Here is a 16,577-nt window from a genome sequence, read left to right as displayed (position 1 = left end):
TACATAATTTCATTATGTAAACTGGAAAACGTCTATTTATTTATTTGACAAAACATGATATAGTTATCCTCAATTAAAGGTAATTTGAATCTGATCTGTCAGACGGAGGGAAAACATGTCGATAAAAGCTGACAATCAACGGTTATGTTTAAAAGTGATTGATCGGATAAAAGATGATATTCAAAATGGGGTCTTTTGCGAGAATGAACGGCTCCCGTCTGAGTTTGAGCTGTCAAAGATGCTTGGTGTGAGCAGAACGGCTTTGCGTGAAGCGCTTAGAATGCTGGAAGAAGAAAACGTCATCATCAGAAGGCACGGGGTCGGATGCTTTGTAAATGCCAGACCGTTATTTCTATCTGGTATTGAGCAGCTGAACAGCGTCACAAAAATGATCGAGCAGGCAAGCATGACGCCGGGAACCATTTTTATGTCTTCACAGGTTACCGCTCCTACCGAAGAAGATATGCTCCGGTTTCAATATGCGGAAGAAACCGAGATCTTTTTGCTTGAGCGGGTGAGAACGGCAAATGGAATGCCTGTTGTCTACTGTCTTGATAAAATACCTGTGGATATCCTCCCGGAAGGCTTTTCACACGAGCAGGAATCGATGTTTGAATGGCTTGAGGACAAATCCGGCGCCGTGATCAGCTATGCTGTTGCCGATATTGTGCCGATCGGGTATCACGACACCATTTCTCAAATTCTCGAATGCGATCCTGAAACATCTTTGCTGCTGCTCAAACAGACTCATTATGACCAAAACGATAAGCCCGTTTTATATTCTTTAAACTATTTTCGGGCCGATAAATTCAGATTTCACGTCGTCAGAAAACGTTTTTGATATACGGGCGCTCGATTAGGAGCGGCTGTTTTTTTTTGCCCATTAGCGCCCATACATAAATAAGCCCGCAACACGGAACAATAACAGATGGAAATACTGATGAATTGGGTGAAAAAAAGTTGAGCAGAAAAAAAGACATGAAAAGCATTGTTGCGCTGTCTTCGGTCCCGCTTGTGATGACGCTAGGCAATTCGATGTTGATTCCGGTTTTGCCGATGATCGAAAAAAAATTAAACATTTCTTCGTTCCAAGTGTCGCTGATCATCACGGTTTACTCTATCGTGGCGATTTTATGCATCCCGATTACCGGCTATATGTCAGACCGGTTCGGAAGAAAAAAGATCATGCTCCCATGTCTTGTAATCGCGGGAGCTGGAGGAGCTTTGGCAGGTTTGGCTTCAACTTTTTTCAAAGATCCGTTTGCGATGATTTTAGCCGGGCGCGTCCTTCAAGGTATCGGATCAGCCGGCGCAGCCCCGATCGTCATGCCGTTTATCGGCGATCTTTTTCAAAAAGATGAAGAAATCAGCGCGGGACTCGGAGATATAGAGACGGCCAATACTGCCGGTAAAGTATTAAGCCCGATATTAGGGGCTTTTTTAGCATCTTGGGTTTGGTACATGCCATTTTGGTTTATTCCGGTCGTGTCTCTTGCCAGCTTTTTTCTCGTCTTGTTCTTTGTTCCCAAACCGAAGGACAAAGATGATGAAAAGCAAACATTAAAAAACTTCGCAAAAAACGTACAGGAGATATTTAAACGGGAAGGACGATGGCTTGTTTCCATTTTTGTCATCGGCGGGATCATTATGTTTCTTTTATTCGGAGTTCTCTTCTACCTGTCGGATACATTGGAGAAGCAGCATCAAATTGACGGGATTGCAAAAGGAGCGCTTCTCAGCATTCCGCTGCTTTTCCTTTCCGTCAGCTCCTACCTTGCCGGAAAGCTGATCGGAAACGACAAAATCAGAATGAAGGCCTGCGTACTGACCGGCATGGTCCTGCTGTCTCTGTCGTTTGCCGGTTTGTGGTGGAACCACAGCTTTTACCCGCTGTTTTTATTTATGTCCATCGGCGGCATCGGGATCGGAATTGCACTCCCTTCTTTGGATGCGCTCATTACCGAGGGAATTGAAAAAGAAGAACGCGGCACGATATCTTCGTTTTACAACAGTATGCGGTTTATCGGGGTTGCGCTCGGACCGCCGGTTTTCGCCTATATGATGACAAATGCGGATTGGCTGATATTCATCGTATCGCTTTTGTGCGGTTTAGCCGCCTTAGCGCTTGTGCTGTTTAATATCGACCCGAAAGAAGACGAAAGTGAAGCGGCAAAGACGGTGTAAATCTGCACCGTCTTTTTCATAAGGTTTTTAGTTTCCTTAAATCTCCTCCAGTTGATATAATTACAACCATACAGTCCAAGCGCATATGCTGAAATGTGGTCATAATACATAATATAAACAAGGACGAAGGAGGTTCTATATGACATACCTTAACGAAATAAAAAGAAAGCACCGCGGATTGACAAGCCACATCGTCAAAACGGAAAAATTCAAAACCGTCTCGATTATTTTTAAAATGCTTGCTCCTTTAACAAAGGAAGATGTGACAGAGAGGGCGCTTTTTCCGCATGTGCTTTTGCGGGGAACGGGCACCCGCCCCAAAACTTCAGAACTCAGAATGTATCTTGATGAACTTTACGGCACTTCCGTATCATGCGATCTCTCCAAAAAAGGGGAAATGCATGTTATTACATTCAGGCTCGATATCGCAAACGAAAAATTTTTAAAGGATCAGACACCGCTTCTGGAAAAAGGGCTCGAGCTTTTGTCAGAGATCATTTTTTCGCCGGCGCTTGAAGATGGAGCTTTTCTGCCGCTGTACGTGTCTCAGGAAAAACGCACACTAAAGCAAAGAATACAGGCGGTATATAACGACAAAATGCGCTATTCAAATTTGAGGCTGATTCAGGTGATGTGCAAAGATGAGCCATACGCGCTTCACGTCAACGGAGAGCTTGATGATGTGGACGGCATCACGCCTCAAAGCCTGTATGCAGCTTATCAAAAAGCGGTCACAGAAGACCAGCTCGACATTTACGTCGTTGGGGATGTGGATGAACAGCAGGTGGATTCGTACATTTCCAAATACTTCGAAGTAAACGAGCGGGAGCTGAGACCCGTTCCCAAGCTTGAGCAAATCCGCGCAAAGGAGCCTCAGGAAGTCGTCGAGGATGCGGATGTCAAGCAAGGCAAGCTGAACATGGGATTTCGGACGGGAACGCATTTTACGGATGATGATTATCCGGCGCTTCAGCTGTTTAACGGTTTGTTTGGCGGATTTTCACATTCAAAGCTGTTTATTAATGTCAGGGAAAAGGCCAGCCTTGCCTATTATGCGGCTTCCAGAATCGAAAGCTTTAAAGGGCTGATGATGGTGATGTCGGGGATTGAAGTCGGCAATTATCAAAAAGCCGTCGACATCATCAAGGAGCAGTTCCAGGAAATGAAAAAAGGCAGCTTTACAGAAGAAGCGATCGACCAGACGAAAGCCGTCATAAAAAACCAGATTCTTGAAACGCTTGATACACCGTACGGCTTAGTCGAATTTATTTATCAGCAGGCTGCCGCCCAAACCGAATTTTCTCTTGAAGACTGGCTTGGACGAATCGATAACGTCAGAAAAGCCGAGATTATCGAAGTCGGGAAGAAAATCGATTTGGATACAACGTACTTTCTCAAAGGGACGGAGGGAGCATCTTGACGAAAACGATCGAATTTAAACAGCTGAAGGAAACATTATATTACGAAAAAATGCCTGGCGGCCTCGATGTCTATGTTCTTCCGAAAGAAGGATTTAACAAGACATATGCGGTCTTTACAACAAAATACGGATCGATTGACAATCAGTTTGTCCCGCTAGGAAAAGAAGAAATGGTCCGTGTGCCTGACGGAATCGCACACTTTTTGGAGCATAAGCTCTTCGAAAAAGAAGACGGCGATGTTTTTCAGCAATTCAGCAGGCAGGGAGCTTCGGCAAATGCGTTTACCTCCTTTACCAGAACGGCCTACCTGTTTTCGAGCACGTCCAACGTGGAAGAAAACTTGGAAACGCTCGTCGATTTTGTGCAGGACCCTTACTTTACGGAAAAAACGGTTGAGAAGGAAAAAGGCATCATCGGACAGGAAATCAACATGTATGACGACAACCCAGACTGGCGTCTGTTTTTCGGCTTGATCGAAAACATGTACCAGGAGCATCCTGTCCGGATTGATATCGCAGGCACGATCGAAAGCATCTCGCATATTACAAAAGACCTTTTGTACGAATGCTATGAGACGTTCTATCACCCGAGCAATATGCTGCTGTTTGTCGTTGGTCCGGTCGATCCCGAAGCGATCATCCGCCAGGTCCGCGAAAATCAGCAGAAAAAGCCGTATACAGACCAGCCTGAAATCGTTCGCAAAGAAGTTGAAGAGCCTGGAGCAGTATTCAAAAAAGAACAGGAAATTAAAATGAATGTTCAAAGCTCAAAATGTCTCGTCGGTTTAAAAAGCGCTCATCCGATGAATACGGGAGAAGCCCTGCTGAAGCATGAGCTGACCATCAACCTCATTCTCGAGTGCCTGTTCGGCAAAAGCTCCAGCGATTATGAAAGAATTTATGAAAAAGGATATATCGATGAGACATTCAGCTATGACTATACCGAAGAACACGGATTTGGTTTCGTTTCTGTCGGCGGCGATACGCCTGAGCCCGACAAGCTTGCCGAGGAGCTGAAACAAGTGCTGTTCAAGGCGAAAGAAACGATCACAGCCGAAAAGCTGGAGCTGGCTAGAAAGAAAAAAATCGGCAATTTCTTAAAATCGATGAATTCGCCTGAGTATATCGCCAACCAGTTTACACGGTACGCTTTTCTGGAGACGAGTCTGTTTGATATCGTCACTGTACTCGAATCGATTACGCTTGAGGACGTTCACCGCGTCATCCAGGAAGAAATCGAAGAAGACAGAATCACCGTCTGCAAAGTCGTTCCAAAATCATAAAGCAAGGTCTGAAAGTTCAGCGTGTCAGGAGATTTTCCGATGCACGCTGAACCTTTCTTCTTTTGAACGGAAAGGTGGAAACATAGTATGACAAAACTCGCTCTTATCACCGGTGCAAGCGGCGGAATCGGGCAAAGCATCAGCGAAAAGCTGGCGCAAAACGGGTATGATCTTCTCCTCCATTACCATACAAATGAGCTGGCAGCCGCAGCACTTGCAGAAAGGCTGTCACATACATACGGCATTCACGCCGAAATCATTCACGGCGACCTATCCGACCCCGGCGGCGCAAAAGCCGTTTCCGCTTCCATCGGCGGGCGGGCGCTTGACGGCATCGTCTTAAACAGCGGTCAAAGCTTTCGCGGGCTTGTGACAGACATGACTGATGAGGCTGTGCAGGACATGGTGCAGCTCCATGTCTCAAGCCCGTTTCTGTTGACGAGGAATCTGCTGCCGGCGATGATCAGGAAAAAATCCGGCGCAATTGTAGCTGTCAGCTCCATTTGGGGTGAAACAGGGGCGTCGTGCGAAGTTTTATACAGCATGACAAAAGGCGCACAAAATGTGTTTGTCAAAGCCCTCGCAAAAGAGCTTGCGCCAAGCGGCATCAGAGTCAACGCCGTTTCTCCGGGCGCTGTGAAAACAAGGATGATGGGCTCGTTTTCAAAAGAGGAAGAAGAGATGATCGCCGATGAGATTCCGATGGGAAGGCTCGCCGAAGCCGAAGAGGTTGCGGACGCCGTGCTGTTTCTGCTCTCGGCTAAGGCATCTTATATCACGGGTCAAATTTTGTCAGTTAATGGCGGCTGGCATTGTTAAAAACATGTATAGTTTGCGGTCCCCCAGAGAATAATAAGGCTGTAACTTCAAGAGAATGGAGGGGCCTGATATGTCCGTACTGGATAATTGGGATCAGTGGAAAAACTTTTTGGGCGACCGTTTGAACTATGCCCAAGAAAGAGGAATGTCAAACGAAACCATCTCAGATCTCGCATATGAGATCGGCGATTATTTGGCCGGTGAGGTTGATTCAAAAAACCATCAAGAACGAGTGCTCGCGGACCTTTGGAGCGTGGCTTCCGAAGAAGAGCAGCGCGCCATTGCGAATGTGATGGTTAAGCTTGTTGAAAACAACGGCTCGCATTAAGGAGAGAGTGTGTTCACTCTCTCTTTTTTATAGGCGCGGCTTTGTCAGCGGCACCGCTTTTGTTGTTTGCTTTCCGCCCCGATAGGGTAAACATCATCCAGGCGCCGTTACAGCGGGTTTTTCCCGATTATGGGAAACGGACGTTTTTCTTATTTAATCACAACATTCTGCTTTCTAATTGAGACAAAATGCTTTATGATAAAGGAAGGTAAATTTTTGCCACGATGATGGGTAGGGAGGTTATCATTTGGCAAAGCTCGAATGGTACTTAGAATATGAAATACAAGTCAACCGTCCCGGACTTCTGGGAGATATATCCTCTTTATTGGGGATGCTTTCAATTAATATTGTGACCATTAACGGCGTCGATACTCAAAGAAGAGGCCTCTTGTTAAAATGCCGTCATATAGATCAGATTAAGCGACTGGAATCGATTCTGAACACGATGGATACGATTAAAGTGACGAAGCTCCGCGAGCCGAAGCTTCGCGACCGTCTCGCTGTAAGGCACGGCCGCTATATCCAGCGGGATGCAGACGATAAAAAAACGTTCCGGTTTGAACGCGACGAGCTTGGCTTGCTTGTCGATTTTATGGCTGAGCTGTTTAAAAAAGACGGGCACAAGCTGATCGGGATCAGGGGAATGCCCCGCGTCGGCAAGACGGAATCAATTGTCGCTTCAAGTGTCTGTGCAAGCAAAAGGTGGCTTTTTGTTTCTTCGACACTGCTGAAGCAAACGATCAGAAGCCAGCTGATTGCCGATGAGTACAGTCCGGAGAATGTTTTCATTTTGGACGGCATTGTGTCGACGAGAAGAGGATCTGAACGCCATTTGCAGCTCGTCAGTGAGATCATGCGGCTGCCGGCGACCAAAGTTGTCGAGCATCCGGACATTTTCGTGCAAAATACGGAATATACGATGGACGATTTTGATTACATCATCGAATTGCGTAACAGCCCCGATGAGGTGATTACATATGAACATGCTGAAGAACCGCAGATGTTTGACCATTCAGGTTTTTCCGGCTTTGATTTTTAAAATGGAAGGTGTTTGTTGTGACTGAACTAGGAAATCGGCTGAAAGAAGCCAGAGAGGAAAAAGGGATGTCATTGGACGATCTTCAGGCGGCCACAAAGATCCAAAAAAGGTATTTAACGGCCCTTGAAGAAGGAAACTATGATATCATTCCGGGAAAATTTTATGTGCGGGCTTTTATCAAGCAGTACGCCGAAGCTGTCGGCCTCGACTCGGAGCTCTTGTTTGAAGAGTTTAAAAAAGATATCCCTAATTCTTACAATGATGAGGTTTCTGAGAAGCTTTCTTCAATCAAGCCGCAGAGAGAGCTGCCCAAGTCTGCCTCAAAAGCGCTTGAACTTTTGCCTACCCTGCTTGTGGCAGCCGGCGTTATCGTTGTGATCGCGATCATTTACGTCATCGTTCAGGCTGTAAACGGCGGAGGCAACCAGCAGGCTGAAGAGCCTAAGACAGAGGAATCGCAAAGCAAGTATGACGTCTCAAAAGATTCCCCGCTGACAAAGGGAAATCAACAGAACACGGATGCGCAGAAAGACAGCGCTGAAGGCGACAAAGAAAAAAAGGATCAGCAGTTTGATGAGAACGACAAGCTGACCATGAAAGCGACCGCAAGCGAAGGCTCTTCCACAACTTATGAAGTATCAGGATCCGACAAGCTGGAGCTTGAAGTAAAGGCAAACGCAAACTCATGGGTCAGGGTGCGCGACGAGAAAGGAAGCTCCCTTAAAGAAGGAATGATGAAAAAAGGAGAAACCTTTCAAAAGAATATTACCGATCAATCGCAAATTGATTTGCGGATCGGATATGCGCCGGGCGTTGAAATTAAAATCAACGGAGAAGTTCTTTCTTACAAGCTCGATCCTAAGACTGTGATGACACAAAACATAACGATTCAAAATAAAAAGGAGGAAAAGTCATCTTAATTGCACAGATGACTTTTTCTTGCGTTCATCATCATTAGGAAAACATACATATCTGGAGGAACCTTTATGTTTAATCTACCGAATAAAATCACGCTTTCTAGAATCGCATTAATTCCTGTTTTTATGGTCATCATGCTTGTGCCGTTTCAGTGGGGGGCTGTCTCTTTCGGCAGCGAGTCGATTCCGGTCACCCATTTGATCGGCGCACTGTTGTTTATTTTTGCTTCTGTCACCGATTGGGTTGACGGCTATTACGCGAGAAAGCTGAACCTTGTAACAAACTTTGGAAAATTTCTTGACCCGCTTGCAGACAAGCTGCTCGTGTCTTCCGCTTTAATTATTCTGGTGCATTACCATCTTGCTCCGGCCTGGATGGCCATTGTCATTATCAGCCGGGAATTTGCCGTAACGGGACTGCGGCTCGTCCTTGCGGGAACAGGGGAAGTCGTCGCGGCCAACATGCTTGGAAAAGTGAAAACATGGGCTCAGATCATCGCCATCTCTGCTCTTTTGCTTCACAATCTTCCATTTGAGCTTGTATCCTTCCCGTTCGGATCGCTTGCTTTATGGGTGGCTGTCTTTTTCACAGTCGTATCAGGATGGGATTATTTCGCTAAAAACTGGGATGCTTTAAAAACATCGAACTAAACGTGGGGAAGTGGAAACAATGAAGTTGGAAAGAAAAGCGGAAATTATCGCTGTCGGTTCTGAGCTTCTGCTCGGACAAATCGCTAATACAAATGCTCAGTTTATCAGCAGGCATTTGGCCGAAATCGGCATTAACGTCTTTTATCACACGGCGGTGGGAGATAACCCTGAACGCCTTAAACAAGTCATTCAGACAGCTCAGAAAAGGTCTGACTTCATCATTTTTTCGGGAGGCCTCGGACCGACGAAAGACGATTTGACAAAAGAAACGATCGCTGAAGTTGTCGGGCGCCCTCTTAAGCTCGACGATGAAGCCTTCGAATCGATTCAGGATTACTTCAGAAAAACGAACCGGGAGATGTCGCCGAACAACCGCAAACAGGCGTTGATCCTCGAAGGATCCGATGTTCTGCCGAACCGCTTCGGGATGGCTCCGGGAATGCTGCTTGAGCATGAATCGCGCTTTTATATGCTCTTGCCGGGACCTCCGAAAGAGCTGGAGCCGATGTTTGAAAACGAAGCGAAGCCGCTGATTTTGGAAAAGCTCGGCTCGAAGGAAAAGATCGTGTCAAGGGTGCTGCGGTTCTTCGGCATCGGAGAATCCCAGCTTGAAACCGATTTGGAAGATCTCATCGATGCGCAGACTAATCCGACAATCGCCCCGCTTGCGGCCGACGGGGAAGTCACGCTCAGGCTCACGGCAAAGCATGCGGATCCGAAGGAGACAAACCGCTTGTTAAAAGAAACGGAAGACCTCATCCTGGAGCGGGTCGGAGAGTTCTTTTACGGGTATGATGATACATCTCTTGCAGAAGAGCTTGCGAAAGCATGCAGGAGCAAGGGAATGACCTTGGCCGCTGCGGAAAGCTTTACAGGCGGGCTTTTTTCCACCTGGCTGACGGAAATGAGCGGCGCTTCCGAATATTTCAAAGGCGGTGCCGTCTGCTACACAAACGAATTGAAAGTTTCAGCGGCCGGCGTTGCTGAAGACACGCTGCAGCGCTACGGTGCGGTCAGCGCGCAATGCGCAAAAGAGCTCGCCGCAGGCATCAGAGTCAAAACAGGAAGCGATATCGGCATCAGCTTTACTGGAGTAGCCGGGCCGAATACGCAAGAAGGCCATCCGGCAGGAAAGGTGTTTATCGGCATCTCCGTGAAGGACCAGGCTGAAGAAGCGTTCGAATTTCAGTTCGCCGGATCCAGGTCTGCGGTGCGAAAGCGTTCTGCCAAATACGGCTGCCATCTGTTGCTGAAAATGATGGAAAAATAAGCGGAAACCGGATTTTCGGTATATCTTTCTTATGAAAAAAGTCATTCCATTTTAGGAGATCGATTTTTTCCTCTTAAAAAAATCGAATATGCGTTCGCTTTTTTCTTGGCAAATCCGCGCAAACAAGGTATAGTAGATATAGCGGAAGTGATAAAGGAGGAAAATAGAATGAGTGATCGTCAGGCAGCCTTAGATATGGCGCTTAAACAAATAGAAAAGCAGTTTGGTAAAGGTTCGATTATGAAACTCGGCGAACAAACTGAAACGAGAATTTCAACAGTTCCGAGCGGTTCTTTAGCGCTCGACACGGCTCTTGGAGTGGGCGGATACCCGCGCGGCCGGATTATTGAAGTATACGGGCCTGAAAGCTCCGGTAAAACGACGGTGGCGCTTCATGCGATTGCCGAAGTTCAGCAGCAGGGCGGACAGGCGGCGTTTATCGACGCCGAGCACGCGCTCGACCCCGTCTATGCACAAAAGCTGGGCGTCAACATTGATGAGCTTTTGCTGTCACAGCCTGATACGGGCGAGCAGGCGCTTGAAATCGCCGAAGCTCTTGTCAGAAGCGGAGCGGTGGATATCGTTGTCATCGACTCTGTGGCAGCGCTTGTGCCGAAAGCTGAAATCGAAGGAGATATGGGGGATTCCCACGTCGGTTTGCAGGCCAGACTGATGTCTCAAGCGCTTCGTAAGCTTTCCGGAGCGATCAATAAATCGAAGACCATCGCGATCTTTATTAACCAGATTCGTGAAAAAGTCGGCGTCATGTTTGGAAATCCTGAGACGACGCCAGGCGGAAGAGCGCTGAAATTCTACTCTTCTGTCCGCCTTGAAGTGCGCCGCGCAGAGCAGCTGAAACAAGGCAACGATGTCATGGGGAACAAGACGAAAATCAAAGTCGTGAAAAACAAAGTGGCCCCTCCATTCCGGACTGCCGAAGTGGACATTATGTACGGGGAAGGGATTTCAAAAGAAGGAGAAATCATTGATCTCGGAACAGAGCTTGACATCGTTCAGAAGAGCGGTGCATGGTACTCTTATCAGGAGGAACGTCTTGGACAAGGCCGTGAAAATGCCAAACAGTTCCTGAAAGAAAACAAGGACATCCTTTTGATGATTCAAGAGCAGATCCGGGAGCACTACGGTTTGGACACTGGAGGCGTTGTTCCTGCTCAGGAAGACGAGGCCCAAGCTCAAGAAGAACTCGAATTTTAATCATGAAACATGTGAAAGGCTGCCGGCCCGATCGGCAGCCTTTTCCTTTCATCTGCGCATTCAGACGCAGCTCCTTTGTCCATCACCTTCATCCGCGCCGTTTGAAAAGGCGCTTAATCCGGAAACGTTAAGACCGTAAGCTTGACAAGTATTTCCCACACAATTACAATGAAATTGTATCACTTGTTTTTCTTAACATGATTGATAAACATTTAAACTTGACAAGGGCTGTGAAGCCGCTTCACTCCCTGTGAAGGTTCTGTATGTTGAGAAGAAGTACAATGTACATGCCGACACTTACTTTTAGCAAGACAAGTTCATAGCAAGAGGAGGTGAAAGTTATGAATCCTTTAGCAATTCTCATCTCCATTTTGCTGAGCCTATTCTGTTTAGTTGTTGGCTACTATGTTCGTAAAATCATTGCCGAAGCAAAAATTTCAGGTGCGCGAAATGCAGCCGAACAAATTCTTGGAGACGCAAAGCGGGATGCTGAAGCGTTGAAAAAAGAAGCCCTTCTTGAAGCAAAGGACGAGATTCATACGCTTCGGATAGAAGCTGAACAAGAAGTTCGTGAAAGACGAAATGAGCTTCAAAAACAAGAAAACCGTTTACTTCAAAAGGAAGAGAACCTTGACCGAAAAGATGAATCATTAGATAAACGGGAAGCGATGTTGGAGAAGAAAGATCATTCTCTGAATGAACGACAACAACATATTGAAGAGATGGAAAGCAAAGTGGATGAAATGATTCGTATGCAGCAGTCAGAGTTGGAGCGTATTTCAAGTCTGACGCGAGATGAAGCGAAGCAAATCATTCTGGAACGGGTTGAAAACGAGCTTTCCCATGACATCGCGATCATGACGAAAGAAAGTGAAAATCGAGCGAAAGAAGAGGCTGATAAAAAAGCGAAAAATATTCTTTCATTGGCTTTACAGCGCTGTGCGGCAGATCATGTGGCCGAGACGACGGTTTCAGTTGTCAACCTTCCAAATGATGAGATGAAAGGCCGCATTATCGGACGTGAAGGACGTAATATCCGTACATTGGAAACATTGACGGGGATCGATCTGATCATCGACGATACGCCGGAAGCCGTTATCCTTTCAGGATTTGATCCGATCAGGCGTGAAACAGCCAGGATCGCTCTTGATAAACTCGTTCAGGATGGCCGCATTCATCCTGCCAGAATCGAAGAAATGGTTGAGAAATCCCGCCGTGAAGTGGATGATTACATCCGCGAAATGGGTGAACAGACGACGTTTGAAGTTGGAGTTCACGGTCTTCATCCCGATTTAATCAAAATCCTCGGCCGCTTGAAGTTCAGAACGAGCTACGGACAGAATGTACTGAAACATTCAATGGAAGTGGCGTTTCTGACAGGCCTGATGGCTTCAGAGCTCGGGGAAGACGTGACGCTCGCAAAAAGGGCAGGACTTCTTCATGATATCGGGAAAGCGATTGACCATGAGGTGGAAGGAAGCCACGTTGAAATCGGTGTGGAACTGGCCACTAAGTATAAAGAGCATCCAGTTGTCATCAACAGTATCGCATCTCACCACGGAGATCAGGAGCCGACTTCCATCATCGCCGTGCTCGTGGCCGCAGCCGATGCGCTGTCCGCCGCAAGACCAGGCGCAAGAAGCGAAACGCTCGAAAACTATATTCGCAGGCTTGAAAAGCTGGAAGAAATCTCTGAATCGTACGAAGGTGTTGAAAAATCATTCGCGATACAAGCGGGACGAGAGGTGCGGATCATGGTCAAACCTGACTCAATCAACGATCTTGAAGCCCATCGTTTGGCGCGTGATATTCGAAAACGAATCGAGGACGAGCTTGACTACCCTGGACACATCAAGGTAACCGTGATCAGGGAAACGAGAGCCGTTGAATACGCAAAATAAAGTGGTGCGAATGCGCCACTTTATTTTTTTGTTTCCTTGTGTAACACTATGATTAAAACCTATTTTAAAAAAGAAAGGGTCAAATTATGAGAATTTTATTTATTGGAGATGTTGTCGGTTCGCCCGGCAGAGACATGATCAAAACCTATTTGCCGAAGCTGAAGCTGAAATATAAACCGAACGCCGTCATCGTCAACGGAGAAAACGCCGCACACGGAAAAGGCATTACCGAAAAAATATACCACCAGCTCATTCAAGCGGGAGCCGACGTTCTCACAATGGGAAACCACACATGGGATAAAAGGGAAATATTTGATTTTATTGATGATGCGCCGCAGATCGTCAGACCCGCCAATTTTCCCGAAGGCACGCCTGGAAAAGGCATCACATACATAAAAACAAACGGTTCGAAGGAACTGGCTGTGATCAATTTGCAAGGCCGCACATTTCTGCCTGCGATCGATTGCCCTTTTCGAAAAGCTGATGAATTAATAGAAGAAGCGTCAAAAAGAACAACGTTCATCTTTATCGATTTTCATGCCGAAGCGACAAGCGAAAAGCAGGCGATCGGCTGGTATACGGACGGCCGCGTGTCAGCAGTTGTCGGAACGCATACGCATGTTCAGACAGCTGACAACCGCATTCTTCCGAAAGGCACGGCATATATAACAGACGTAGGGATGACAGGGCCTTACGACGGGATTCTCGGCGTCGACCGCGAGACGATTATCAAGCGATTTAAAACGAGCCTGCCCGTTCGTTTTGAGATTGCCGAAGGCCGCACAACACTGAGCGGAGTTGTCATTGACATTGACGAACAGAGCAAGAAAGCCGTTAAAATTGACCGGATATTAATTAATGATGACCACATGTTTTTTGAATGACTGAACAGAAAATCATTTTAGAAAAATATTAAAAGGAAAGCAGGAATATCCCGGTCCTATAGTGAATATAGTAAAAATGGAAGGTACCCTGCTATTTTTGAAAAGCAATTAAAAGGGGATGGCTTTGAAAATAGCAACATCTAATAATGATTGTTCTAATGAACACTCACTTATCCATTGTAAACTTAAGGGGGAGCAGGAATGGAAATATTAAAGGTTTCAGCAAAATCAAATCCAAACTCGGTCGCAGGTGCGCTCGCAGGAGTCTTGAGGGAACGAGGAGCTGCAGAAATTCAAGCAATCGGAGCCGGAGCATTAAATCAGGCTGTTAAAGCGGTAGCGATTGCACGGGGATTTGTAGCACCGAGCGGTGTCGATCTGATTTGCATTCCGGCGTTTACGGACATTCAAATTGACGGTGAAGAACGAACAGCGATTAAGCTAATCGTAGAGCCTCGCTGATAGAAAAATCACTCTTTTTCAAATGCTTCAACCTGCTTACTTTCACGTAAGCGGGTTGTTTTTGGTTTAGCCGTTTTTGAAAAATGCAGCCGGGAGAGGATGAACGTGAAAATTTTTGATGCCCATTCTGATTTGCTGCTGAAGCTCTGGAAAAATCCGAAGCTTAATGAGTACAGTGACCCGTCGCTTCAAACGCCGGTTCAGGCTCTGTTAAACGGAAAGGCGAAAGTGCAGTGTCTGGCGATTTTTCTGCCCGAAACCGTACCCGACACAATAAGGCTTGAAATGGCGCTCGTGCAGATCCGGCTGTTTCACGAAAAAATTGCAAAGTACAAGCGGATCAAACTGATCAAACATAAAGCCGATATCGACAAGCTCAAAAGCGATGAAACCGGCATCATTCTAACGATGGAAGGCTGTGAGCCGATCTCAAAAAACTTAAGGCTGTTTGACATCTTTTTTCAGCTCGGAGTCAGAAGTTTCGGCCTGACGTGGAACTGGGCCAATACGTTCGCAGACGGCGCTTTAGAAGAAAGAAACGCAGGTTTGACTTCTTACGGGGAAAGGCTGATTCGCAAGGCGAACAAAAACCGGGCATGGACCGATCTCTCCCATTTATCAGAGAAAAGCTTTTGGGGTGCGGTTGAAACGGCAGCGTATCCGATCGCCTCTCATTCGAATGCGCACAGCCTTTGCCCTCATCCGAGAAATTTAAAAGACGATCAAATCAAAGCGCTTATTGAAAAGAACGGCGTCATCGGTTTGACATTTGTCCCTGAATTCGTGAGAAACGGAAAAACGCCTGTGATCAAAGATATCCTCTCACATATTGACCATGTCTGCTCTTTGGGAGGCGAGCGGCATATCGGATTCGGATCTGATTTTGACGGCATCGACCGGGTCATTCCGGGTCTGGAAGCCCACAAAGATTACGGGAATCTGATCGAAGCTTTGCAGCGCTCATATACACCAAGTCAAGTCGACGGATTTCTCTTTCAAAATTTCTTCAGCCGCATCCCATTTTAAAAAAATATCATACATTTTTCAGAGGGTGTTCATCTGTTTTTATCAGGAGGACACAGGTGTTTACCAATATGAATTATCGTGCTACAATCCTTTTGTAAAGCGATTTTGCAAAGGGGGTCTGTTCATCTTGGGCGGAAATATGAAGGCGCTTATCAAGAAGCCGGGGGAGCCAGGCGCCAGCTTCGAGCTCGTCCCGATACCGAAGATCGACAAACACGAGGTGCTGATCAAAGTCAAAGCCGCATCGATTTGCGGAACGGATGTCCATATTTATAATTGGGATGAATGGGCGAAAAGCAGGGTGAAACCGCCTTATGTGTTTGGCCACGAATTTTCCGGCGAGGTTGTACTAGTGGGGGAAAATGTGACTGCGGTACAAGAAGGGGAGTATGTTTCGGCAGAAACGCACATCGTTTGCGGAAAGTGCCTGCCGTGTTTGACCGGAAAAGAGCATGTCTGCAGAAAAACGCTGATTCTCGGTGTCGATACAGACGGCTGTTTTGCTGAATATGTCAAAGTGCCTGCCGCAAACATTTGGAAAAATCCGGACGGCATGCCTGAGGATCTCGCTTCTATTCAAGAACCGCTCGGAAACGCCGTGCATACGGTTCTGACGGGAATGACAGCTGGAGTGAAAGTCGCTGTCGTCGGCTGCGGACCGATCGGATTGATGGCCGTGGCAGTTGCAAAAGCGTCAGGCGCGTCACAAGTGATCGCCATCGATAAAAACGAATACAGGCTCGACCTTGCATTGCAAATGGGGGCAACCGATATCATCTCCGTTGAAAAAGAAGATCCGCTCAAAAATGTAAGCGCTTTAACAGGCGGTGAAGGGGCGGACTTGGTTTGCGAAATGTCAGGCCATCCGACGGCCATCCGCCAAAGTTTAAAAATGGCTGCGAACGGAGGGCGGGTGCATGTCTTAAGTCTGCCCGAGCATCCCGTATGCATCGATATGACAAATGATATCGTCTTTAAAGGATTGACGGTTCAGGGAATTACCGGCCGCAAAATGTTTGAAACGTGGAGGCAGGTCAGCGGTCTTCTCCAGTCCGGTACGATTCAAATCAAGCCTGTCATCACCCACCGTTTCCCGATGGAAGAGTTTGAAAAAGGCTTTGAACTGATGAGAAAAGGGCAATGCGGAAAAGTCGTATTGATACCGTGAAGGGAGAGAT

General features: G+C 46.8%; 16 protein-coding genes. All 16 read left to right on the top strand.

Annotated features, from left to right (window positions below; translation table 11 throughout):
* Window positions 1–115: 115 nt before the first annotated feature.
* The 16 genes from M1E03_RS12370 (at window position 116) to tdh (ending at window position 16,567) form a co-directional block, all read left to right on the top strand.
* Entirely contained in the window at window positions 116–841 is a 726-nt protein-coding gene (locus M1E03_RS12370; protein WP_020451447.1) for a GntR family transcriptional regulator, read from the top strand.
* 137 nt (window positions 842–978) lie between these two features.
* Window positions 979–2,184 (top strand): MFS transporter, encoded by a 1,206-nt coding sequence (locus M1E03_RS12365; protein ID WP_146910670.1) that lies wholly within the window; start codon window positions 979–981, stop codon window positions 2,182–2,184.
* Window positions 2,185–2,323: 139 nt separating this feature from the next.
* Window positions 2,324–3,604, top strand: a complete 1,281-nt coding sequence (gene yfmF, locus M1E03_RS12360; protein ID WP_035338740.1) for an EF-P 5-aminopentanol modification-associated protein YfmF — start codon at window positions 2,324–2,326, stop codon at window positions 3,602–3,604.
* Window positions 3,601–4,887, top strand: coding sequence for an EF-P 5-aminopentanol modification-associated protein YfmH (gene yfmH / locus M1E03_RS12355; RefSeq protein ID WP_035338738.1), 1,287 nt, complete (start codon window positions 3,601–3,603; stop codon window positions 4,885–4,887). Before yfmF ends, yfmH begins: the two co-directional genes overlap by 4 nt.
* Window positions 4,888–4,974: 87 nt before the next feature.
* Complete coding sequence (ymfI, locus tag M1E03_RS12350) at window positions 4,975–5,706, top strand: elongation factor P 5-aminopentanone reductase (protein WP_035338737.1); 732 nt, start codon at window positions 4,975–4,977, stop codon at window positions 5,704–5,706.
* Window positions 5,707–5,776: 70 nt separating this feature from the next.
* The gene (locus tag M1E03_RS12345) at window positions 5,777–6,034 is read left to right on the top strand and encodes a DUF3243 domain-containing protein (RefSeq protein ID WP_020451452.1); all 258 of its coding nucleotides are present in this window, start codon (window positions 5,777–5,779) and stop codon (window positions 6,032–6,034) included.
* 247 nt (window positions 6,035–6,281) lie between these two features.
* Window positions 6,282–7,073 carry a YmfK family protein gene (locus M1E03_RS12340; RefSeq protein ID WP_003181917.1) on the top strand — a complete coding sequence of 264 codons (792 nt, stop codon included), beginning with the start codon at window positions 6,282–6,284 and terminating at the stop codon, window positions 7,071–7,073.
* Between the two features lie 17 nt (window positions 7,074–7,090).
* On the top strand, window positions 7,091–7,993 hold the full coding sequence (locus tag M1E03_RS12335; protein ID WP_025811432.1) for a helix-turn-helix domain-containing protein: 903 nt from the start codon (window positions 7,091–7,093) through the stop codon (window positions 7,991–7,993).
* A gap of 66 nt (window positions 7,994–8,059) precedes the next feature.
* Window positions 8,060–8,641, top strand: a complete 582-nt coding sequence (gene pgsA / locus M1E03_RS12330; protein ID WP_003181921.1) for a CDP-diacylglycerol--glycerol-3-phosphate 3-phosphatidyltransferase — start codon at window positions 8,060–8,062, stop codon at window positions 8,639–8,641.
* Window positions 8,642–8,660: 19 nt separating this feature from the next.
* Window positions 8,661–9,911, top strand: a complete 1,251-nt coding sequence (locus tag M1E03_RS12325) for a competence/damage-inducible protein A (protein WP_020451455.1) — start codon at window positions 8,661–8,663, stop codon at window positions 9,909–9,911.
* Window positions 9,912–10,079: 168 nt separating this feature from the next.
* Complete coding sequence (gene recA, locus M1E03_RS12320) at window positions 10,080–11,126, top strand: recombinase RecA (RefSeq protein ID WP_035338734.1); 1,047 nt, start codon at window positions 10,080–10,082, stop codon at window positions 11,124–11,126.
* A 341-nt stretch (window positions 11,127–11,467) separates the two neighbouring features.
* Window positions 11,468–13,027, top strand: coding sequence for a ribonuclease Y (rny, locus tag M1E03_RS12315; RefSeq protein WP_020451457.1), 1,560 nt, complete (start codon window positions 11,468–11,470; stop codon window positions 13,025–13,027).
* Window positions 13,028–13,113: 86 nt separating this feature from the next.
* Entirely contained in the window at window positions 13,114–13,911 is a 798-nt protein-coding gene (locus tag M1E03_RS12310) for a TIGR00282 family metallophosphoesterase (RefSeq protein WP_035338732.1), read from the top strand.
* Between the two features lie 201 nt (window positions 13,912–14,112).
* Window positions 14,113–14,373 carry a stage V sporulation protein SpoVS gene (gene spoVS / locus M1E03_RS12305; protein ID WP_003181955.1) on the top strand — a complete coding sequence of 87 codons (261 nt, stop codon included), beginning with the start codon at window positions 14,113–14,115 and terminating at the stop codon, window positions 14,371–14,373.
* 105 nt (window positions 14,374–14,478) lie between these two features.
* Window positions 14,479–15,399 carry a dipeptidase gene (locus M1E03_RS12300; RefSeq protein WP_020451459.1) on the top strand — a complete coding sequence of 307 codons (921 nt, stop codon included), beginning with the start codon at window positions 14,479–14,481 and terminating at the stop codon, window positions 15,397–15,399.
* A gap of 124 nt (window positions 15,400–15,523) precedes the next feature.
* A complete protein-coding gene (tdh, locus tag M1E03_RS12295; RefSeq protein WP_195536438.1) occupies window positions 15,524–16,567 on the top strand; it encodes an L-threonine 3-dehydrogenase in 1,044 nt (347 codons plus the stop codon).
* Window positions 16,568–16,577 lie beyond the last annotated feature (10 nt).

Source organism: Bacillus sp. PK6-013 (assembly GCF_054161445.1).
Note: the sequence above shows the minus strand (reverse complement) of the source record. Positions and strands in the feature narration are given on the sequence as shown.